20 protein-coding genes and 1 pseudogene are annotated in these 21,153 nt (G+C 43.9%); 18 read left to right on the top strand and 3 right to left on the bottom strand.

The window, feature by feature from the left end; translation table 11 throughout:
• Positions 1–40: 40 nt before the first annotated feature.
• The gene (gene dat, locus BEP19_RS02195) at positions 41–874 is read right to left on the bottom strand and encodes a D-amino-acid transaminase (protein ID WP_120188207.1); all 834 of its coding nucleotides are present in this window, start codon (positions 872–874) and stop codon (positions 41–43) included.
• Positions 875–1,089: 215 nt separating this feature from the next.
• Between dat and BEP19_RS02200 the strand changes: the two are divergent.
• From BEP19_RS02200 to BEP19_RS02250, 11 genes and pseudogenes are all read left to right on the top strand, one after another.
• Positions 1,090–1,758 (top strand): annotated as a pseudogene (locus BEP19_RS02200) (adenosylcobalamin-dependent ribonucleoside-diphosphate reductase); the annotation flags it as partial.
• A 116-nt stretch (positions 1,759–1,874) separates the two neighbouring features.
• Positions 1,875–2,789 carry an endonuclease domain-containing protein gene (locus tag BEP19_RS02205; RefSeq protein WP_120188208.1) on the top strand — a complete coding sequence of 305 codons (915 nt, stop codon included), beginning with the start codon at positions 1,875–1,877 and terminating at the stop codon, positions 2,787–2,789.
• A 266-nt stretch (positions 2,790–3,055) separates the two neighbouring features.
• Positions 3,056–4,864, top strand: coding sequence for an adenosylcobalamin-dependent ribonucleoside-diphosphate reductase (locus BEP19_RS02210; RefSeq protein ID WP_245983250.1), 1,809 nt, complete (start codon positions 3,056–3,058; stop codon positions 4,862–4,864).
• Between the two features lie 258 nt (positions 4,865–5,122).
• The gene (locus BEP19_RS02215; protein ID WP_147393758.1) at positions 5,123–5,323 is read left to right on the top strand and encodes a hypothetical protein; all 201 of its coding nucleotides are present in this window, start codon (positions 5,123–5,125) and stop codon (positions 5,321–5,323) included.
• A 37-nt stretch (positions 5,324–5,360) separates the two neighbouring features.
• Positions 5,361–5,753 carry a rhodanese-like domain-containing protein gene (locus tag BEP19_RS02220; RefSeq protein WP_120188210.1) on the top strand — a complete coding sequence of 131 codons (393 nt, stop codon included), beginning with the start codon at positions 5,361–5,363 and terminating at the stop codon, positions 5,751–5,753.
• A gap of 221 nt (positions 5,754–5,974) precedes the next feature.
• Positions 5,975–6,196 carry a hypothetical protein gene (locus tag BEP19_RS02225; protein WP_120188211.1) on the top strand — a complete coding sequence of 74 codons (222 nt, stop codon included), beginning with the start codon at positions 5,975–5,977 and terminating at the stop codon, positions 6,194–6,196.
• Between the two features lie 86 nt (positions 6,197–6,282).
• Positions 6,283–7,230, top strand: a complete 948-nt coding sequence (locus tag BEP19_RS02230) for an ATP-grasp domain-containing protein (protein ID WP_120188212.1) — start codon at positions 6,283–6,285, stop codon at positions 7,228–7,230.
• A gap of 22 nt (positions 7,231–7,252) precedes the next feature.
• The gene (locus BEP19_RS02235) at positions 7,253–8,359 is read left to right on the top strand and encodes a zinc metalloprotease (protein WP_120188213.1); all 1,107 of its coding nucleotides are present in this window, start codon (positions 7,253–7,255) and stop codon (positions 8,357–8,359) included.
• Between the two features lie 10 nt (positions 8,360–8,369).
• Complete coding sequence (locus tag BEP19_RS02240; RefSeq protein ID WP_120188214.1) at positions 8,370–9,920, top strand: alkaline phosphatase family protein; 1,551 nt, start codon at positions 8,370–8,372, stop codon at positions 9,918–9,920.
• Positions 9,921–10,155: 235 nt separating this feature from the next.
• Positions 10,156–11,652, top strand: coding sequence for an MDR family MFS transporter (locus BEP19_RS02245; protein ID WP_120188215.1), 1,497 nt, complete (start codon positions 10,156–10,158; stop codon positions 11,650–11,652).
• A 161-nt stretch (positions 11,653–11,813) separates the two neighbouring features.
• A complete protein-coding gene (locus tag BEP19_RS02250) occupies positions 11,814–12,347 on the top strand; it encodes a hypothetical protein (protein ID WP_120188216.1) in 534 nt (177 codons plus the stop codon).
• Between the two features lie 27 nt (positions 12,348–12,374).
• On the opposite strand, the gene BEP19_RS02255 is transcribed toward BEP19_RS02250, so the two are convergent.
• Positions 12,375–13,376 (bottom strand): DUF3231 family protein, encoded by a 1,002-nt coding sequence (locus BEP19_RS02255; RefSeq protein ID WP_170145230.1) that lies wholly within the window; start codon positions 13,374–13,376, stop codon positions 12,375–12,377.
• 180 nt (positions 13,377–13,556) lie between these two features.
• Between BEP19_RS02255 and BEP19_RS17495 the strand changes: the two genes are divergently transcribed.
• The 7 genes from BEP19_RS17495 to BEP19_RS02285 all read left to right on the top strand — a co-directional run bounded on the left by BEP19_RS17495 (position 13,557) and on the right by BEP19_RS02285 (position 20,406).
• Positions 13,557–13,736 carry a hypothetical protein gene (locus BEP19_RS17495; protein WP_170145231.1) on the top strand — a complete coding sequence of 60 codons (180 nt, stop codon included), beginning with the start codon at positions 13,557–13,559 and terminating at the stop codon, positions 13,734–13,736.
• 16 nt (positions 13,737–13,752) lie between these two features.
• A complete protein-coding gene (locus BEP19_RS02260; RefSeq protein ID WP_120188218.1) occupies positions 13,753–14,322 on the top strand; it encodes a YdcF family protein in 570 nt (189 codons plus the stop codon).
• A gap of 456 nt (positions 14,323–14,778) precedes the next feature.
• Positions 14,779–16,446 (top strand): PAS domain S-box protein, encoded by a 1,668-nt coding sequence (locus BEP19_RS02265; protein WP_120188219.1) that lies wholly within the window; start codon positions 14,779–14,781, stop codon positions 16,444–16,446.
• Complete coding sequence (locus tag BEP19_RS18085; protein ID WP_170145232.1) at positions 16,382–17,380, top strand: ATP-binding protein; 999 nt, start codon at positions 16,382–16,384, stop codon at positions 17,378–17,380. Before BEP19_RS02265 ends, BEP19_RS18085 begins: the two co-directional genes overlap by 65 nt.
• A gap of 208 nt (positions 17,381–17,588) precedes the next feature.
• Positions 17,589–18,170, top strand: a complete 582-nt coding sequence (locus tag BEP19_RS02275; protein ID WP_281269258.1) for a DeoR family transcriptional regulator — start codon at positions 17,589–17,591, stop codon at positions 18,168–18,170.
• On the top strand, positions 18,160–19,743 hold the full coding sequence (locus BEP19_RS02280) for a copper resistance CopC/CopD family protein (protein ID WP_120188221.1): 1,584 nt from the start codon (positions 18,160–18,162) through the stop codon (positions 19,741–19,743). The genes BEP19_RS02275 and BEP19_RS02280 overlap by 11 nt, the downstream gene beginning before the upstream one ends.
• Before the next feature lie 30 nt (positions 19,744–19,773).
• Positions 19,774–20,406 carry a YcnI family copper-binding membrane protein gene (locus BEP19_RS02285; protein ID WP_120188222.1) on the top strand — a complete coding sequence of 211 codons (633 nt, stop codon included), beginning with the start codon at positions 19,774–19,776 and terminating at the stop codon, positions 20,404–20,406.
• 138 nt (positions 20,407–20,544) lie between these two features.
• Here BEP19_RS02285 and BEP19_RS02290 read toward each other — a convergent pair whose 3' ends face one another.
• Entirely contained in the window at positions 20,545–20,994 is a 450-nt protein-coding gene (locus BEP19_RS02290) for an OsmC family protein (RefSeq protein WP_120188223.1), read from the bottom strand.
• Positions 20,995–21,153 lie beyond the last annotated feature (159 nt).

A 21,153-nucleotide genomic window follows, 5' to 3' on the forward strand; every position in this document is an offset into this window, starting at 1 on the left:
AGGAGAACAAATTGTTTTCCTGCGCCTGTTTGCTTGTCCATTAAAGATGCTTAAGTCTTGCTTCATACACTTGTTGCAAGCGTCGTGTGAGCTCGCCCACTTTTCCTGATGCAACGGTTTTTCCATCAATTTCGATAATCGGCATCACTTCATTGACTGTGCTCGTCAAGAAGACTTCATCCGCTCGTTTTAATTTATCTAATGTAAATGGCTGTTCCATCACTTCGATGCAAAGTTCATTCGCGTATTCAATCACGGCCACCCTTGTAATCCCGTTTAAAATCAAGTTACCTGTTGGATGGGTATGTAGCTTGCCGTCTTTTACGATAAATAAATTGGAAGCGCTTCCCTCCGTAACAATGCCATTGCGGTGTAAGATCGCTTCATAAGCGCCTTGCTCAGCCGCTTTTTGCTTAGCTAATACACTTCCTAATAAATTTAAACTTTTAATATCGCAACGTAACCAGCGAATGTCCTCGGTTGTGATCACAGACACACCTTTTTCCATATGTTCGATGGGTCTTGGCTTAAAAGTGGCATACCCTGTTAGCACAGATTGACTAGATTCTGGTATGAGGTGGTTTCGTTCCGCAGCGCCGCGTGTCACTTGAAAATATAGTTGCCCATTTTGGACATTTTCAGTTTTGATTAGTTGATACAAATTAGTTTCTAACTGAGCGAGAGATACTGGGAGAGTAATCCCGAGTTGTTGCGCGCAATAAGATAGACGGTCCAGATGTTCCTTTAGCCGAAAAATCTTACTGTCATACACACTTAAGACTTCATAAACCCCATCCCCAAATTGATAGCCCCTGTCTTCAATCCCAATTTGAACGTCCCCACGTTTGACTAGTTGATCGTTGTATAAGATCATTTGTCTCCGAAAACCTCCCTAAATGATGTGAAAAATACAAGACTTGATTTTTTTCGGAATTGCGCATATGACTCAATATCTAGTGCTGATAGAATATGAATGAACCATATATTGATAGGCGGGCCTGTGTGTGGTATCTTAATATACGGCTCTATATTTAATGTAACAAACAACTGAGAGTAAGGTCAATTCTATATATAAATGGAGGAGTAAGGATGGATTTTATAAAAACTACATACCGACTTGAGGGGTTGAGCGAGAAGATCTTCTTGGATCGTTATTCGGATAAGGATCTGGACCCTGATCATATCGGGGAAGGTGATACAGTGGTCGTTCTGACGAAGGATGACCCGCGTTTCCCAATGAAAGAAGTCGGTGTTGTCTCTAGCCGTGACGGTGATGAAGTGACAATTCAGTTGCGCAGTGGAGAACAAATAACGACAACTCCTGAAAAAATGGTAAAGGCGCTTGAAGAAACGCCCGATAAATTGTGGGACCGATTAGCTTATACGATGTCTCGGTGTGAACAAACGCCTGAGAAGCAACAGGAATGGGAAAATAAATTTCGTTATTTACTTGATGATTGGAAGCTTGTGCCTGGGGGAAGAATTGCCGCTGGGGCGGGAACGAATGATGAACTGACCTTATTTAACTGCTATGTGATCCCATCCCCGCATGATAGTCGCGGCGGGATCATGCAAACCTTATCGGAAATGACGGAAATTATGTCGCGCGGCGGCGGGGTTGGAATCAACCTATCCTCGCTTAGACCAAGAAGAGCGCTCGTTAAAGGCGTTAACGGCTCATCGAGCGGGTCGGTCAGCTGGGGCGGATTATTTAGTTATACAACAGGACTAATAGAGCAGGGCGGTTCGCGCAGAGGTATGTAAAAAGGGGTGCCTCTTAACCCTGTGAATTGCTGGGAAATCTTTTTAGGAATTGACACCAAAATCATTGAACAGGAACATCTGTTCTGGTATAATGGATTTGGGGTGTTATTATGATTCCTTATGATGCGAAGGTTGAGCAAACTTGTGGAATTTGCGGAATGTTCTTTTTGCATAATAAACAAGGGCGATTTACATCTCACTTGCTACATAGCCATTCAATCAGCTTGCATGATTACCTCTTAATGTACTATTACACGAAAGAGGACTTGAAGTGCGCCAGTGATTTTTGTTTAAACACCGTTAAGCTTCGAAGGGGAGTTCCTAATACATACTGTAGCAAATCGTGTGGTAATACAAAGACAAAGTTTCGAAAATGTGTAGTCTGCGGAACTTTATTTGAAAATCAGGATTTGCGGATACGAGGATGTAGTGAAGTTTGCGGTAATAAACTTAGATCAATCGGTGTTGCAAAATGGCATAAATTAATGAGCGAAGAATACAAAAAAGCACACTTTGCCGTTATCGGTAAAAAAACAGCGATGACCAGAAAGAAGAATTACAGGCCTGCATGGAATAAAGGAAAAACGGGAATCTATAGCGCCGAGACGATTGAGAAGATTCGTAATGCGACGATACGTCAATTTCAAACACAATCTTTTCGTAAAACCAAAATTGAGAGAATTATGGAAAATATGTTGAATAAAATGGGAATAACCAATCGGTATTCCTTCTGTATCGAGAAAAGACAGTTTGATTTCGTCCTCCCTAAACATCAGATCGTAATAGAGTGTGACGGAGATTATTGGCATGCGAATCCCAAGTTTTACCCAAATCCCAAAGACTGGCAACTTGAACGTATTCAGATTGATCAAGAAAAGAATGTGATTGCAAGAAGAAATGGCTATCAAATTCTTCGTTTCTGGGAAGATGATATATTAAATAACTTAGCTAAAGTGAGATCAACTATTGCGACATATGTTCCATCTGCTACAACGGAATCGGAAACGATAAACGTGAATGCTTGAAAAATGATGGAAGGTTAAAGACAATCAGCAGCCAAGCCCCTACGTCAAAAGATATGGGGAAGGTCCAACGGCCATCGAAAGCGCGTGTTTTTTTGAATACGAAAGCAAGTAGAGTAGGGTTCAAGCGAACTCGAAGCGCAGGGACGCCAAAAGGCGTAAGATATGGTCTGAACTCTAAGGTGACTTAGAGAGTCGGTGTAGCGAACCGACGTAACATTTTAATTTTTTTGGCCCTTATGTTAATGCTTTGGGATTGGCACCCGGATTTGCTGGAATTTACAACGATTAAGCAAACCGCCGGTCTCGTCACAAATGCGAACCTATCTGTTTGTGTGAGTAACGATTTTATGGAAGCTGTAAAAAATGACGCCGATTGGGATTTTGTATTTCCAGACACGACTGATCCAGAATACGATGAAATATGGGATGGCGACCTCCAAAAGTGGAAAGAGCTTGGCAAAGAGGTCAAAGTATTTAAAACAGTTAAAGCGAGAGAAGTTTGGCATACGATCATTGAGTCCGCTTGGAAATCTGCTGAGCCGGGCGTTGTGTTTATGGAACGCTACAATGAAATGTCCAACTCTTGGTATTTTAATAAAGTCATCGCCACGAATCCTTGCGGGGAGCAAGGGTTGCCGGGCTGGGGCGTATGTAACTTATCAGCGATCAATTTATCGCGTTTCTATGATGAACTAAATGATGATGTTGCTTGGGACGAGCTGGGTACATGTGTGCGCCATTCCGTGCGTTTCCTAGACAACGTCATCGATACAACGCCATACCATTTTGAAGAAAACAAGGAAAATCAATTAAAAGAGAGACGGATCGGGCTAGGCTCAATGGGACTTGCTGAACTGTTGATCAAGTTGCGGGTCCGTTATGGCAGTCCGGAATCGATTGTGTTTTTAGATAAGTTGTACGGTTTTATCGCTCGCGAGGCTTATCTCGCGTCAGCGGAAATAGCCGGGGAAAAAGGATCGTTCAAAGCTTTTGAAGTCGATAAGTATTTGGAAAGCGGCTTTATGAAACATCTGCTCGAAACATTCCCTGAGGTCGGTTCCGCGATTCAAAAACAAGGGATGCGGAATGTAACAGTAATTACTCAAGCGCCAACCGGCAGCACTGGGACGATGGTTGGAACGTCCACCGGAATCGAACCTTACTTTGCCTTTGAGTATTTCCGTCAAAGTCGTCTTGGGATGGACAAGCAATATGTGCCGATCGCCCAAGAGTGGCTTAATGAAAATCCAGGTCGGGATTTGCCTGCTTATTTTGTAACTGCGCAGGACCTATCTGCTGAGGATCATGTACGCGTTCAAGCTGCGATTCAAAAGTGGGTTGATAGTTCCATTTCGAAGACAGCGAACGCGCCGAATGATTTCACGGTTGAAGAGACGAAAGATTTATATGAATTAGCCTTTGAGTTAGGTTGTAAAGGAGTTACGATCTATCGCGACGGCAGTCGGGATACGCAGGTCTTGACGACAGAGAAAAAGGACGAGCCGGAAGAAAAGCAAGCAGTCGCCGTTGAGGCAGCGGCGCCTGTCAAAGAAAAGAAATATCAGCGCAGGCCGCAAATTTTACAAGGCGCGACGTATAAAATGAATACGCCGTTAGGCAAAGCGTACATCACAATTAACAATGTGAACGGCGCTCCGTTTGAAGTGATCGTCAACATTGGAAAAGCGGGTTCTGACGTGTTTGCAATGTCTGAAGCGTTAGGCAGAGTAGCTACTTTGTTCTTGCGTTTCGGTGAGCTGCCGGACGGTAACAAAGAGCGTTTGTTGATCAAGCACTTGAAAGGAATTGGTGGCACAGGGGCGGTTGGTTTCGGTCCAAATCGCGTTGAGTCGGTAGCCGACGCGGTTGCGAAAGCGCTAGAAATCCATCTCGATGGTCAAGATCCAAATGGCTTAGTTGCCGCGACCACTTTGCCTGATATGAATGCGACAGAACTCGAAGACGAAGATTTTGACTTCGAAGGAAAGGACATTTGTCCTTCCTGTGGAGCAGCAGCGCTGATCAATACGGAAGGCTGTAAGAGTTGCGCAAATTGCGGATATAGCCGTTGTTAGGGAAGTAAAAAACGAATAGATCATCTTGTGAAATCATAAGCTCTTTTGTATAAACATGTATTACCGAAAATCCCCATCCTTTTAAAGGCGGGGATTTTTTCATGATTCCAAACAAACCGCGAAGGAATTTTATTAATAGTACAGAATTTTAAATATAGACATACATTTATATTAATCATAAAAATGAACTGGGGCGTAGAGCGCATCGATGGAATAAAGTGTATTTTCTAGTAAACAAGCATTGGAAAGGAGGAAGAGATGATGTTAGGTAAAATGTTTAGTAATTTTTTCAACAAACTGGTTAATAAGAAAAATAAGACGGTTAGGTTAATTGTTCTTGAAAACGGGAGTGAAAGAATGGAGGGGTTATTTATATCAGTGCCTGAAGCGGAAACATACGCAAAGACAAAGGGATTTGAATCGTATAAAGTGGTTCCGCAAGGCAGAGTAGAATATTAATAGACTGTTTTAAGCAGGCTGAAAGGAGGTTTTTTCAGTGGATCTATCGTTGTTATTTAGGATTTTACTGTATGTTCTGATCGGATGGCTGCTTTATAGACGTTTTGTCCGATTCAACGGGTTAAAGAATTTATCAGAGAATGAATTTGATGATCAATTAAGGAATAACCGCAATGCATTTTTAGTTGACGCGCGCGAGCCAGATGAATTTAAAACGGGGCATATTCGCGGGGCGATCAATATTCCGTTGTCTCAATTTGAGGATCGCGTAAATGAAATACCAAAAGAACGGGATGTCCTGTTGTATTGTCGAAGCGGGGCGCGTAGCCAACGCGCCGCAAAGATTTTGTTCAAAAAGGGTTTTAAAAATATAGCGCATTTGCAGGGTGGCATCATGAATTGGAGAGGACAGCTCAGAAAAAGATCATGAATTTAACCTGATTTGGACAGCGATCGATAACAAGGAAACCGCTCACATCACCACTTATTACCCATAAATGGGAGCGATGGTAGTTCCTTTTTAATATATATATAAAATCTACTCGTCATATTTAGCCTCTATTAACTATGGACAGGCTAGGAGCCTATTTTGTATATTTAGGTCAACTCGTCGGAATAGGCAAAAAATTTCCAAAAAAGGGAGAGGGAATCATGAAAAAGAAAAAGCTATTTATTGAAGAACTTGAAACGCGTCAATCAAGCTCACCATTGTTTGTTGCTCCGATTGTGCCTGTTGATCCAGGTTTAATCACGACGATGGCGATTGGCGAAGAGGGCGGTGGCCCCCCTGTCACAACAATGGCGGTCGGTGAAGAAGGTAGCCCGATTATGACATCGTTTGCGATCGGTGAAGAAGGCGGCATGTTAAAATAAAATTCTTCTCAATTGACGTCGCAGGTCCATCGGTCTGCGACGTCGTTATTTTACATAGATCATGATCGTTTTGCAGGAGGTATAACATGAGTGAACTTTCAATTGGAATTATTGGTTCAGAAACGGAGCGGCATAGTCTCTATTTGTTTGAAGAACTGGAGCGACAGGGCGCCCGACCGTTTATTATTGACAACATGCCCAATCGCCCCTTTCCTTTAACGCTATTAGAAGAAAAGAGTCATTTTGAAGGAAGAGACTTAACGGAGACGAACGTGTATTTTTTACGCGCGTTGTTTTTGCCTACCCCGGCATTCGATGCGACAGAAGTAGCGGAGGAAGGTTACGCAGCCTATGCGGCTGAACGTGAACGTTATGCAACGTGGCTTTCTTGGCTGATGTCAGCGCCATTCCACAATCGATTAATCGTCAATCCTGTGGACACGTTGATGATTCATTTCGCTAAACCATACCATTTAGAACGGTTGCGGGCGGCGGGCATTCCGGTGCCGAAAACATTGGTGACGGGAAATCCAGCGCAATTGCTCGATTTTAGTCGTGAACGGGAAGTCGTTTACAAGCCGGTCGCAGGTGGGGCGTTGTGTCGTTTGTTAACAGCAGAGGATCAGCATCCTGAGCGGTTGGAAGCGTTGGCGACGGCGCCTGTTCAATTCCAAGAGTGTATTCGCGGGAAAGATTTACGCGTGTTTGTCGTTGGTGGGAAAGTGATCGCTTCGTTTATCGTTGAAGGGGAAGGGATTGATTACCGCGAGGGAACACACACTGTACAACCGTTTGAAATTACACCCGAAATTGCGGAAATAAGCATCAGAGCGTGTGAATCGCTCGGTCTTATTTTTAGCGGGATTGATTTTAAATTACGGCCTGACGGTTCTGTCGTATGTATTGAGTGCAATCCGAGTCCGATGTTTGAAGGATTCGATCAGGTAGCCCCGACTTCGATTGTGTCACAATTGGCGTCCTACTTAATCGAGCAAGCTTCCCAAATGAAAAAAGGGGATCCTGCGCTATTATAATGGGAAACTTGGGGGAAGCGGTGTGAACAATTTGCTAGCGATCGATAGGCCTACCTTTCAAATTGGAAAAATGAATGCGGATCGATTTTGGCTGCAGTGTCCGGATGGCCGTATGCTGCAAATTGATGCGGATACGAAAGAAACGCTGGAAAGACTCGCCAATGACGAAGCGATTTCAGCTGTTTCTGACATAGTCGGGGTGGAAGAAGAGGACATTCTCGCGCTCCTTGATAGGATCGGCTTAGATGAACGGTCACCTTTTGCGCTGATAGATAATAACACGGCAAAGAAAGAAGTTTTGCCCGCTCAAGCGACACTACAGAATTCGGAACAAGATTTAATTCTTCATCCCTGGCTTGGACAACGTTGGTTCGCGATTGCAATCGGTTTGGTTCTTGCCAGTTCAATCCTCGCTGCTGCCTTGTTTTTAGTCACAACCCCATTTGTGTTTATCATCGGTTTAAAGGAACAGTGGATCGTCGCGGGATTGCTGACGGTGTCGGTGCTGCTTCATGAGGTGGGTCATTTATTCACGATGCCGCGCAACCAACATCTCTTGATTTCGGCGCAATGGTCAGGACCGATCCCCCTTTTAAATATTATATGCAACGAAGCTTGGAAACTATCAAAATGGCAGCGAATGCGGATCAACCTCGCTGGGTTTGTCGCGGATGTGATCGTTTGTGGGCTAGCGGCGCTCATTGGTCTTGTGGTTGGGTCAACAGCGCCCTGGGTTTGGACGTTCCTCTTTGTGCATATGATCCGCATGGTGTTTGCCCTCTGGCCGCTTTTGCCAGGAGATGGGTATTGGGTATTGGTCGACTTATTTGATCAGCCAAATCTTTGGGCAAAGGCGACAACCCAACTCAAACAGCGGGAAATATCATGGTTATCTGTCTATGCGCTTGGGAGATATGCCTTTTTAGGGTTAATCTGGTTCCTATATGCCTATATTATCTATTTTTGGGGCAGTAACTTGATCGGACGATCGTTCGACGAAATATCCCAGTTTATCCTGTATCCAGCCCCGCTACTCATCTCGTTAAATATGATTTACATCTTTTACTCTTTTTTAAGGTTGGTATTTTATAGAAAAGTTACAATGGGGCATCTTAAGGAAAACGAATGAGGTGAAATAGATGCCCCGAAAGATAGGCGTGTTCCTGCTATTGCTGTGTTTCCTTGCTGGTTGCGGCTTGGAACGTCCTCCGCTTAAAATCCAATCGTCCCCACCGACTGAATCTGGTAAAAAAGTTATTATGATGATTGTTGACTCGTTGTTGGCTGAACCGTTACGAACACTAATGGATCAAAACAAATTGCCTGCTTTTTCCTTTTTGAAGGAGAATGGGGTTTACATCGATAAAATGATTAGCTCATTTCCAACCATGTCTGTAAATATTGACAGTACATTATTGACAGGCGCTTATGCCGATAAACATCATATCCCTGGTTTGCGGTGGTATGATGTTCACGCTCAGCGTATGGTTAGTTATGGTGATGGTCCAAAGTCGGTCATGAAATTGGGCGCCAAGCAAGTACTTACGGATAGTTTGTATCGTCTAAATAATGAACACTTGAGTCAGAAGGAGCAGACGATCCATGAGGAACTATCGAAAAAAGGGTATTCGACGGCCTCGGTCAATGCGCTTGTGTATCGGGGTGACACGAAACAAACGTTGCATGTTCCAACTCCCTTTGAAGATATTCAGACGATGGCTCCCGCTTACTTCGTGTTAGGCAGTTTTCATCATTACTTAACGATGAATCCGAAGGATCAGTTTTTAAAATACTATGGTATTAACGACCAAATGTCTGTGGAGCATATCATCCAACTGCTCGACCATAACCAGTTGCCCCACTTTACACTAGCCTATTTGCCCGATCTCGATCATGAAACGCATAAAGCCGGACGGAATCCGACAGATGCGGTCATAGAGGCGGACCGAAAGCTACAGCAGATTTTGAATCGTTATCCTTCTTGGCAAGAAGCGATTAAGCAGCACGTGTTTATCGTGATGGGGGACAGTGGAGTGAGTAAGGTAAAGGAGGATAAAACAGAGGCCCTAATTGATTTGGAGCAGCTGCTATCCCCGTTGAAAAACGTTGCGTTAGGCGAAAAGCCGACTGCAGCCGATTCATTGGCGATCGCTACGAATGAGAGAATGGCTTATCTTTATTTATTAGAGAATCAACTGGATGAAACGGTGTTGCTTGAAAAGTTAGCAATGGAGCCGCGGATTGATACGGTGAGTTGGAAAGATGGGGAATGGATTGAAGTGGTCCAAGCGGATAGTCAAAAAAGGATGAGGTTTCGACCAGGCAACACGTTTACGGATCCTTTCCAGCAGCGTTGGGAGATTGATGGCGACCGAGAAGTTCTTGATTTGCGCGTCGATACAGATCGTCATGACCAGCGTTTGGCGTATGGACGTTATCCCGATGGGTTGATGCACCTATATTCCGCGAGCCAATCCCATCCAGGGCGTTACATGATTGTGACGGCAAAGCCGGGTTATGAGTTGATTGACGCGGATTCGCCGTATCATGTTGGCGGAGGGGCTCACGGTTCATTTCATGAACAAGACGTTTTATTTCCGCTATTTATTGCCGGAACGGATAAAAAGCTTCGAACGTGGCGGATCGTTGATCTTAAATCTTTTATTCTTGATGTGGTTGAAGGAAAATAAGTAGTTAATCGGACTCGTTGCGGTCTTTACCGATACTCGCTTTCGCGCCAAGGTAGAGACCGTTTTTATTGCGCTCATCCGTCTGAAAGGAAGCGCGCCGAACACTCTCGTCCATTATAAACCAGGAGGTAAGGTGGTTGCCAACAGCTGAATAATTATAGATAATGGTAGTCGTTACGTAACGGAAGTGAGTGGTTAAGCTTGCTTTTTCAAGAATGAAGGGAAGAGGACATATATGGAACAGAACAGTGAACGGACCGTTAAAGGGGGCGCCTTTGGCAGCAAAGAAAATCTGTTAGTCGTGATTGTTATGATTTTAGGTGTGTTTGTTGCTATTTTAAATGAAACGCTGTTGAATGTAGCGTTACCTAAAATTATGGGTGATCTCGAGATTCTGCCAAGTACGGCGCAATGGCTTAGCACGGGGTATCTGCTTGTTATTGGCGTGTTAATCCCTGTTACCGCGTTTTTAATCGAGCGGTTTACGACGCGAATGCTCTTCCTGTCAGCGATGGGATTGTTTGCGATTGGAACAGGTGTCGCCGCGATTGCGCCGAATTTTATGGCGCTATTAATCGGAAGAGTGTTGCAGGCTTCGGGTACTGGATTGCTGCTCCCGTTGTTGATGAACGTCGTGTTTGTGATGGTCCCGCTTCATAAACGGGGTTCGGCTATGGGGACGATTGGGATTGTCATTACTTTCGCGCCCGCGATTGGTCCGACCGTTTCAGGCATCGTCGTTGAACACTTTAGCTGGCGGACACTTTTTTATGGGGTTTTACCGATTGCTTTATTTGTGCTTTTGTTTGCCTATTTTAAACTAAAAAACGTGACAGAAGTGAGCCGACCAACAATTGATTTTCGTTCATTAATCCTCTCCACGATCGGTTTTGGCGGGATTGTATACGGTTTTAGCAGCGCGGGCGCGGAGGATGTCACTTGGTCCAGTGTCGGTGTTTGGTTGCCAATTGTGATCGGGATTGCGTCGCTTGTCTTTTTTACGCGGCGTCAATTAAAGATGGAAAAACCAATGTTAAATTTACGCGTTTTTCAAAATTCAATATTTAGTTTATCGACGTTAATTTTGATGATTGTGATGATGGCGATGTTCTCCTCGATGATTTTACTGCCTATTTATCTTCAGCAAGGGTTAGGATACAGTTCATCCAGTGTTGGGTTTGTGATGTTGCCTGGCGGGATCTTAATGGGGATTATGTCGCCGATTACAGGGCGCCTGTTTGATCGATTTGGGGCAAAATGGCTTGCGATCATTGGTTTAGGACTGATGGGGATGAGCTTGTTGAGATTTGCTTTTATTACCGCGGCAACCCCTTATTTCCAAATTGTGCTATTTAATACTTTTATGATGCTAGGTATTTCAATGTTAATGATGCCCGTGATGACCAATGCGCTTAACCAACTGCCGAGTCGGCTCTATCCGCATGGGACAGCGGTGATTAACACATTGCAGCAGGTCTCTGGCGCGATCGGGACGGCTTTGCTCGTGTCGGTCATGTCGACTAGCGAGGCCCGATATTTGGCTAACGAATCCGCTGGCGCAACGCCAGACCCGCAACTCTTGATCCAAGCGATGACAGTTGGGATGAAAACGGCATTTCTGTTGGCATTCACACTCGTGCTTGTCGCTTGGCTCGGGTCATTTAAGATAAATCGAACAACGGTATCCACGACTGAAGAACCGTCTGGACAACCGAATGAAGGTGTTGTTTAATAACGAACGTGTCAGAGAAGTCGGCGTAAGCGGATCTCTCTGGCATTTTTTTATTTAGTTGAAGAACCAATTAGTTTGAATCTAGTTATCCGTTAATTCCAAAGCGCCTTATCTCGCATATAATTAATAGAGTTAAGGTTTCAGGAGAGGAGCGTGATACGATGTCTTCCTCTAAATATTTGAAATCGAGGGACTTGAAAATCATTCGGGCTTGGATTAATAGAGTTAAACGTAAAAACGAGAAGCCCAAGAAATCGCACAAAAAACAGGCGCGCAAAAGAGTAAAGAAACAGTTGCGTTATAAAGAAGTTGGTTGCGGTAAAAAGCGGCTTGTGTTGGATCTGGGCAAACGAAGCGTTTTAAAAATTGCGATTTCCGTCAATGGAATCAAAGATATAGAACGGGAAGTAGAGATGTATCGCAAGGCCCCGAACAAATTGAAGAGGAATCTTGCAAAAGTGCGGGAATCGGGGAAAGGCTGGCTCGTGATGAAGAAGATGAAAAGAAAAGTTGCTAAAACAAAGCGTACAAAAGTAAAGGCGCGACGTCTTCGAAAAAGATTTGAACGCAGCGGTATTTCAGCGGGAGATTTGTTTTCTAAGAAAAGTAAAAGAGTCAGGTGGGCTAATATCCGAAGGGGTCGCAAACGAAAAATCGTCGTCATTGATTATGGCAACTTCAAATTCAAAAGATAAAACCCGGTGAGATATCGCCGGGTTTCATCATTTTTTTATAAGTTCACCGCGATCTACGGTTAAAGGTGGTTCTTCCATCCAACCGCGCTTGATCATTAAATTCATACCATCCTCTGCATACAGTAATATCTCTTGCATGAGTCGCTCGTAGTGACTGCTAATGTCACGTCGGGCGCAGCTTGATAAGGCGGTCCCATAATTAGCAATTCCGAAGGCGATCAAGCCGATCGTATGAAATAACATCAATTTATCGGAGAAAGGAGGGGCGGTCGAATCGGTGACATGACTGTCCCATGTCGGAGCCACATCCGTATTCTCTTCTGTAAGGATGGACCCAAATACGGATAAATGTTTTGTTGCGATGTGTTTCCCGCGTATTAAATATTTGCGAACATCCTTCATTTCCGCGACTTGCGCAAACGAGGTGATCAAAGCTTTACCGATCGAGTTGGTTATCATGTTTATAAACAGACTCGTAATTTCAATCCCGGTAATGGGGCGTCGCTCGCCTAACCACCCGTTTAAGAAGGTTTGATTTTTTACGAAATCGACCTTTTGGGGCGGACTCAAGTAGGGAGGTTGCACAAAAATCCCTTTTTCAAGTAAAACTTGAGAAGAGCGTCGCTCCAATTGAATGGAGGAGATCAAACAGTCATCAAAAATCTCTCTGACATCAGCGCGCGAGGAAATGTAGAGAGCCGAGCTGTAGGTCATCATGCCAACACTAGCCATATGTTTGATGTATTCGAGCATGAACATATCGCTCAGCAAGCGCGGCGCATTAACATCAACATCACTGTCCGTGAATCCGATCGGAATTGCAATCTCTTCGGCGGCGAAGAGATTTTTAATGCGATCCGTTTGTTGTTGGGCAATACGTAGGGCAAAGTCGATTGTCGATTTAATTTCCTCATCTTCCGCTTTAGCCGAAAAGTAGCGTAAGATACAGTTCGCCATGCTATTCGATTGAAAAGTTGCCCACAAGTTGGAAAGTTCGGGAGCCGTCATTGGTTTGTCTGCTAATCTCAAGGCGGGTTCCTCCATGAATGTGATTTGTGGTTAGTATGTCCACCGCTTAGATAAATCATGTTGGCTGTTGATAAAAAATTAATTAGACGAGGCGTCAATCAACCAGTAAACTTAGGTGGTCATACTTCGGTATACCGCCTTTTTTGTGGTGAAAATCGTTTTTATAATTGGAGTGGGATTATGTATCGACAAAGGAGAAACTTCCTTTATAAAGCAGCAGGCTTAGTCGGCCTTCCTTGTCTGCTGCTTATGTTGTTTGGCGCTAGTTTTGGGGTTTTAGTTGCTGTTTGCAAGTCTAGTCCTACTAATCATCGTGAGTCTGCGCTATTTCTACAAGATAACGAAACGTTCTATTTATAAATGGAGCTCTCGCTTATTGTCGGCGTCAATTGCTGCTTTATTTGTTATGTTGTTCGTTGTTACGCTGTTGATTTCCACCGAATTTAACGCGAATGAGGGCGAATCCGAAGCGATTGATTATGCGATTATTTTAGGAGCGGGCTTGCGCGGCACAATCCCATCGGAAACACTGCGAACACGGTTGGATACGGGTTTGGAATTTGCGAGACGACACCCGAACGTCCCAATTATCCTTTCAGGTGGAAAAGGTTCGGGCGAGCTCATCACGGAAGCGGAAGCGATGGCAAACTATCTAACCGAGCGAGGCCTTAACAAAGAACGGCTCATACTCGAGACGCAATCGACAACGACAAGAGAAAATATTGTCTTTTCCAAACAGCTGATGAACAAAAGCGCGCGGGATCCGCTCCATGTGTTGATCGTTACGAGTGATTACCACCTTTTTCGGGCAAAGAAATTGGCGGCGGAACCAGGGTATCAGATTTATGGACAGGCGAGCGAATCGCGGATCGGACTCAGAATCAATTACACGATTCGTGAATGCTTCGCAGTCATTCAGACGTTCGTTCTTTCAAAGCTAAAGTAATCTGCTGCTAAATAATCGCCATAACACTGTTGAATTTTAGTATATGTAAAAAAGAACGCGCAGATTGGTGAAAAAAGAGATGCGTAATAAAAAAACATATAAATTTGTTGGGTTCTTTTGCAAATGTTGGCTGTTTGAATTAAAATATAGATAGGGTAGGATAATTCGTATTAGACATGCTTATTCTAGTTTAAGAAAAGCTTAATTATTTGGGATTTTATGAAGCGAAATAATAAACAAAATCTTGAAAAAGATAGTTTTTATATAAGCATCCCGTTTGAATGCGCCTTGAAGATAGAACAACTTTGGTCGTTGCTTGAGTGTTGATATTCATACTGTATTCAATTTAATAGAAAAACGGAATTGAACTAGTTAATAAGCTAGGCATGCCGGAATAGACAACCCTGATCTATTTCGGCCTTTTTACTATATAAAGTGAGGCAGAGGAGAACGAAGATGGCAAAGGATTTGAATTTAGACAACCATTCAATATTTGTCAATGCTTTTATAAGCGCATCGATTGGAATGGCTTTGGTTTCGTTGGAAGGTGACTGGTTGAAAGCAAACCAATCCTTTTGTCGGTTTCTAGGTTATACAGAAGAAGAGTTAATGACTACTCCCTTTCAAGCCATCACCCACCCAGATGATGTTGAAACAGGGCGAGACCAAGCTCAAAAATTAATAAGCGGACAAGTAAAATGTTACCAGTCTGAAAGACGGTATCTACATAAATCGGGGAAGGTCATTTGGGGATTGTTAACTTTATCTTTAGTGGAAGATGAGCTTGGAAAACCATTGCAATTTTTTTTGCAAATCCAGGATATTACGGCTCAAAAAAAAGCGGAAACTCAACTTAAATTAGAACAACAACGCTATTGTTCATTGTTTGAGTACCATCCTGATCTCGTGATGGCTGTTTCGATGGATGGGAAGTTAGTACAAGCCAATGCTGCTTTTGAAAGGATCACAGGTTATTCGCCAGAGGAAATTACTTATCCGGCATCCCTCGTGGTCCCTGAAGATCTTGAACGGATGAGAAGACATTTTGAATTAACTTACCAGGGAAAGTCACAGCAGTTTGAAATCACAGCCATTCATAAAATGGGCAAACGAGTCATGTTGCGCGTAACGAGTATTCCCATTATTGAGGAAGGGAAATTGGTCGGTAAGTTTTGTATCGCGAAAGATGTAACTGTATTTAAGCAAAAAAGCCAAAAATTACGTGAACTTGAACAACTGTATCGTTTGATTTCTGAGAATGCGCAGGACATTATTACGCTTACGAACCGACAGGGTGTATTTTGCTACATCGCGCCGTCCGTTCAATCGATATTAGGCTATGCTCCTGATGAGGTTATTGGTAGGCCAGCATCCGATTTCTTGCATCCAGAAGACGCAGCAATCTTGTCATCGCCTGATTATATAGAGGCATTTAATGGGAATTGTATTAAAATGGAAAATAGGATGCGTCATAAAGACGGTCATTACTTATGGATTGAAACAACTTTGAAGTTGACCCACAATGAACAAGGCGAAATTCAGCAGGTGATTGGGGTCGGTCGGGATATAACGGAACGCAAACAGGCGGAGGAGGAACTGCGCAAAACGAAGGAGCGGCTGGAAGCGTTCTTTAAAAATAGCGCGGATGCAATGTGGTTGGTTGACTTGGATGATCAGGTATCTGAAGTGAACGCGACTTTTGAAACAATGTTTGGTTGGCATACGGATGAAGTTGTAGGGAACACGTTGCCGATCGTGCCCGAACAACTGCTCATCGCCAATAAACAACTGCACCATCGTGTCAAAGCGGGTGAGTCGATGATTAGTTTTGAAACACTTCGCCAACGGAAGGATGGCTCTAGTCTGTATGTGAGCACGACGTTGTCGCCTATTCGCGATGCGAAGGGAAATGTTGTCGGAATTTCTGGCGTCTGTCGCGATGTTACGAGCAGGAAAACGATGGAAAAGCAAGCGCGAGCGGCCCAGGCGCAATTAGAATCGTTTATTGATAATCATAGTGACGCCGTCATTATCTCCTCTGAAAATGGTCAGATCATCCGTGTCAATCGCGCCTTTGAAAGATTATTTGGTTGGACCGCGGAAGAAGTCATCAATCAACATTAATTCTGATGTCGTATTTGTGCCTGCAGAGCTAAAAGCAGTTGAACTGCCGCAAGGGATCCGATCGGTAAAAGAAGGGGAACAATTTCACATTAGCGAGACAAAGAGAATTGATCGCAACGGCGACGTTATCTACGTGTCGGTTACGACTTTTCCTCTGTATAACTTACATCAAAAGTTTGACGGCTGGGCGGTTATTTTTCGCGATATTACCGAGTGGAAAAAGTCGCAAGAAATGTTGCAGCAATCTGAAAAGTTATCTGTCGCGGGTCAGTTAGCCGCAGGGATAGCTCATGAGATTCGAAATCCAATTACATCGGTGAAAGGTTTTTTGCAACTCATGCAAACAGGGTACGGAGAGAAAGAAGAATACATGGAAATTATGACCTCAGAAATTGACCGAATAGAGATTATTTTAGGTGAATTGCTTATCTTAGCAAAACCGCAAATTACCAAGTATGAACAGGCTAATGCGCAGAAGCTCTTGGAACATGTTGTCGCCTTGTTAGGCACACAAGGGAATTTGCATAATATCTCCATATCCACTGATTTTGAGGTAGAACATCCTTATATCGATTGTGATGAAAACCAAATCAAACAAGTCTTCATTAATTTCATAAAAAATTCAATGGAAGCGATGCCACAAGGCGGAGAAATTTCGATTGAACTACAAAGAATTGAAGAGCGGATGTTGCGCATTTGTTTTATCGACCAAGGCTGTGGCATCCCAGAGGAAATATTGGAGAAGATCGGGCAACCCTTTTTCACGACAAAAGAAAATGGTACAGGGCTTGGCTTTATGATTAGTAAAAAGATCATTGAAGATCATGGTGGAAGCATGACGCTAAAAAGCAAAGTGGATGAGGGTACGGTGATCGAAGTGTTTTTACCCACTGAACCTGTGAATGAGGCCCACTTGACCACTGGTAAAAGATAGAGAGGCAGTCGTTTTATGACTGACCTCTTTTTTTGTTGCCACTTGATAAGTTGTTATAAACAAACATTAGATTTGCTTGTCGTTGTCCAAGTGTTCACAAAAATGTCATAGATGAGCCTGTTTACCCATTGAAATTACTAGAAATGGAACTTAATATTATAATTGTTGTCATAGTGTTAAAGTATGTTTGAATACAACATGACGAGGGGTGAGAAAGCTGTTTCAAAATGAGAGACAAAGAAAAATCATGGATTTGATTCAAACTGAAAGAAGTTTAAGGACTGCCGAACTAAGTGAACGGTTTAATGTGTCAGAAATGACGATCTACCGTGACATAAAACCGTTGATCGAACAGGGACTGGTGATGAAGACGTTTGGCGGTATCGCTCTAATGCAGAACGAACGCGAGGTGAGAGGTTCGCAAGAATGCGTCGTATGCTATCGAACGATCAATGAGCGTCTATCGTATCGTTTAATTCTACCAAACAATCGAATCGACTCTGCTTGCTGCGCGCACTGTGGATTGATTTTTCATAAAGAATACGAGGATGATGTCATACAAGCCCTATGTTACGACTTTCTATTGCAGACGACAATCAGCGCCCCATTAGCGTGGTATGTGTTGGACACTTCACTTGATATGCAATGTTGCCAACCGCAGGCGCTTGCCTTTGGTCGTATCTCGGATGCTGAAAAGTTTGTGAAAGGGTTTGGCGGTCGTGTTTGTTCTTTTGAAGAGGCGACTCGTGAAGTCACTCGGACCGAAGGGTGCTGCAAGCATGGCAAATAAGCGTTGCTTGCAACCCGTCTCGGTCGTTGTTTCTTTTCTATTCTTATTCATATTCTCTTTTTGTCAAGTGACATTTGGACATGCGGTGTTAATAGAGGCGAATCCGCCCTTAAATAGTCAAGTGGAAGAGTCACCCGCAGAAATCCGTTATGTCTTTAATGAAAGATTAGAAAAAAGATTGTTTTATATACGTGTCTTTAACGAGCATGGCGAGCTCATGACCGATGATCAGGCGCAAATGAGCGAAGATCAACGGGAAGTTTCTCTGGAGCTGCCGCTTTTGCCAAATGGAACGTATACGGTAACGTATCATATTGTTTCAGCGGACGGGCATCCCGTGGAACAGTCAGGTTATTTAACGGTCGGCAGCTCATCGCAACAACCGAGCAGTTGGTACATGTTAAATGTGGTCAACCAGCAAAACCATGAAGGGGTTAGCATCGATCGTATGCTCTATTATGCCGCTCTTCTATTTTTAACAGGCTGGCTTTTCTGGGGGATTTTCTTTTCTTTTCAAGAAGAGACGAACGAAGCGACATATCGCCAATGGTTGCAGCGTTTTAGACACTTTTTCCTTTTTTCCTTGCTGATTACAGGTGGACTTCAACTTTCCTCCTTGTTAAGAGATTGGGGGATCGCCAGTTTAATTCCTGAATTATCAAAGTCGCTATGGGGTTGGACCTGGCTTATAAGTCTACTGTTAGCAGCTTCGGCTTACTGGATCCTGCGAAAAACAAAGTGGATCGATGCGTTATGGATTTTGCTACTGCTTGTTATCGAGGGATTGGTCGGTCACGCGATTACATTTAGTCCCGCGTTCCTGACTGTGTTCATCGATATTATTCACTTGGTCGTTGCCACAGTGTGGGTCGGAGGCTTATGGTTCTTCATTGTTTTTTGGAAGAGCGCTCGACGGGAGATGATTCGTTTTTACCCGCTATTTAGTCAGGCCGCATTGATCAGTATCCTTGTTGCGACTGGCAGCGGACTGTTGTTAACCTTTTTATTTATCCCGAAGTGGTCTTACCTGATTAAAACGGTATGGGGAATTTTGTTAATTGTTAAGACTGCGCTCGTGTTGGCTGTCGTCTTGGTTGCTCAGTCCGTTCGAACGAAGATGAAGCTAAATCAAGTGGATCAGTTGGAACGATTACTGCGTATTGATTTTTCCCTCATGATTGCAATTGTGATTATCGTGGGAGCGCTAACGTATGTTAATCCATTGCCACAGAATAAGCCTTTATATTGGAATGAAAAACGACCTTCTGTTCACTTGATGACACAAATTACGCCAAAAGCGCCAGGCGACAATCAAATTTCAGTTCACGCCAAGATGGTCCAAGCGGATCGGGAAGTGAAGTTAGTTGAAGTTTCATTGGTGAATCGCGATGGTAAGGTTGCGCCGATTCAAGTGCCAGTGGAACCGATCGACTCTGAAGTAGAGGAAATTGGCGATGCATTCAGGGCCCAAGGACCGTATCTCCCTTTTGCCGGTAATTGGACGATTGAGGTTCGTGTCCGTGATTCTAATGATGATGAAAAAATGTACAAAAAAGATTTTACAGTCTATTAAAATATAAACGAATGGAAAGGTTGATCATATATGAAAAAATTAACTCAAGTTCTTCTTTCAACGGTTCTTACGGTCACGATGTTTAGCGGTTTGGCGGAGGCCCACGTCACGGTGCAGCCCAGGGAAGTGACGCAAGGTTCTTATGAAGTTTTTACAGTGCGTGTCCCTTCTGAAAAGGATGATACACCTACGATGAAAGTGGAAGTGAAATTTCCGGAAGGAGTTTCTGTCTCCCGTTTTGAACCGAAACCAGGTTGGTCTTATGAGGTTGAGGAAAACGATGATGGTCGGATTGAAGGGGTTCGTTGGAGCGCGACGGGCGAGGGATTAGCTCCCATTGAATTTGCGCAATTTACCTTCCAAGGACGTGTCAATGATGATGCGACAGACCTGATTTGGAAAGCATATCAAACGTACGGTGATGGTGACGTTGTCGACTGGGTTGGAGCGGAAGGTTCGGAAACGCCGGCTTCGGTAACAACCGTTAAACCGCTTCCAGCGGGCCAAGCGGCAGATGATCACGATCATGAGACAGCTGGAGCGGCGGTAGAAGGGGTGGAAACGACAAACGGCGGAGGATCGAATGCCTCGTTGTTATTATCTATTGCAGCGTTGGTTCTCGGATTAATCGCGTTAGGGATGTCGTTTAGGAAACGAGCGTAAGGTTCGTTGGCGGGCTCATGTTTCGTAACTGGGTCAACGCTCCATGTAAATGCCGGACAGGTCCTGTCTTCTTGAGCGGTCAATGAATGCGAAAAAGCAGGCAGTTCAATTTGAACTGCCTGCTTTTGTTTGGATCTGTTAGGATTGGATTGTAATCGTTGGTTCTACGGTCACTTCGACATTGCCTTCTAACGTTTTGGAAATCATACAAGCGGATTCCGCTCGTTCGGCTCCTTTTTTGGCCGTCTCGATATCTTCCTCTGTCGCATCTTTACCAAGGATAATCGTTGGACGGTGAATAATCTTTTCGAATTTCAGTCCGCCCTCGCCATCTAAAATACATTCGGATGCGAGCGTGATGTCTTCTACCGGTAATTTACGGTTCGTTAGGACAATGCCAAGTGTGATCAAGTAGCAAGTGGATGCGGCCCCGAGCAGTAGCTCCTCCGGGTTCGTTCCTGTGCCAGGACCGCCTAGTTCAGCTGGCGCTGAAATCGGAGCTTGTAATTTCCCAGATGAAATTTTCCCTGCTCCATCTCTTCCCCCTGACCAGTTGGCTTCTAAATTAAAATGATATTTTTTAGACATGCTTGTTTCCTCCTCAGATAGATCAATTACGCCTTTGCCAATCTTTGCTTAGATTGCTTTCAGCGCGCAGGCATTAACTGAATGTAATGATTTCCATACAATTCCTTATTCTGCGCGACAGGGCCTGACTCCTGCTCACGTTAAGGGCGCAATATGCTT

This window comes from Ammoniphilus oxalaticus, assembly GCF_003609605.1.
Taxonomy (GTDB): domain Bacteria; phylum Bacillota; class Bacilli; order Aneurinibacillales; family RAOX-1; genus Ammoniphilus; species Ammoniphilus oxalaticus.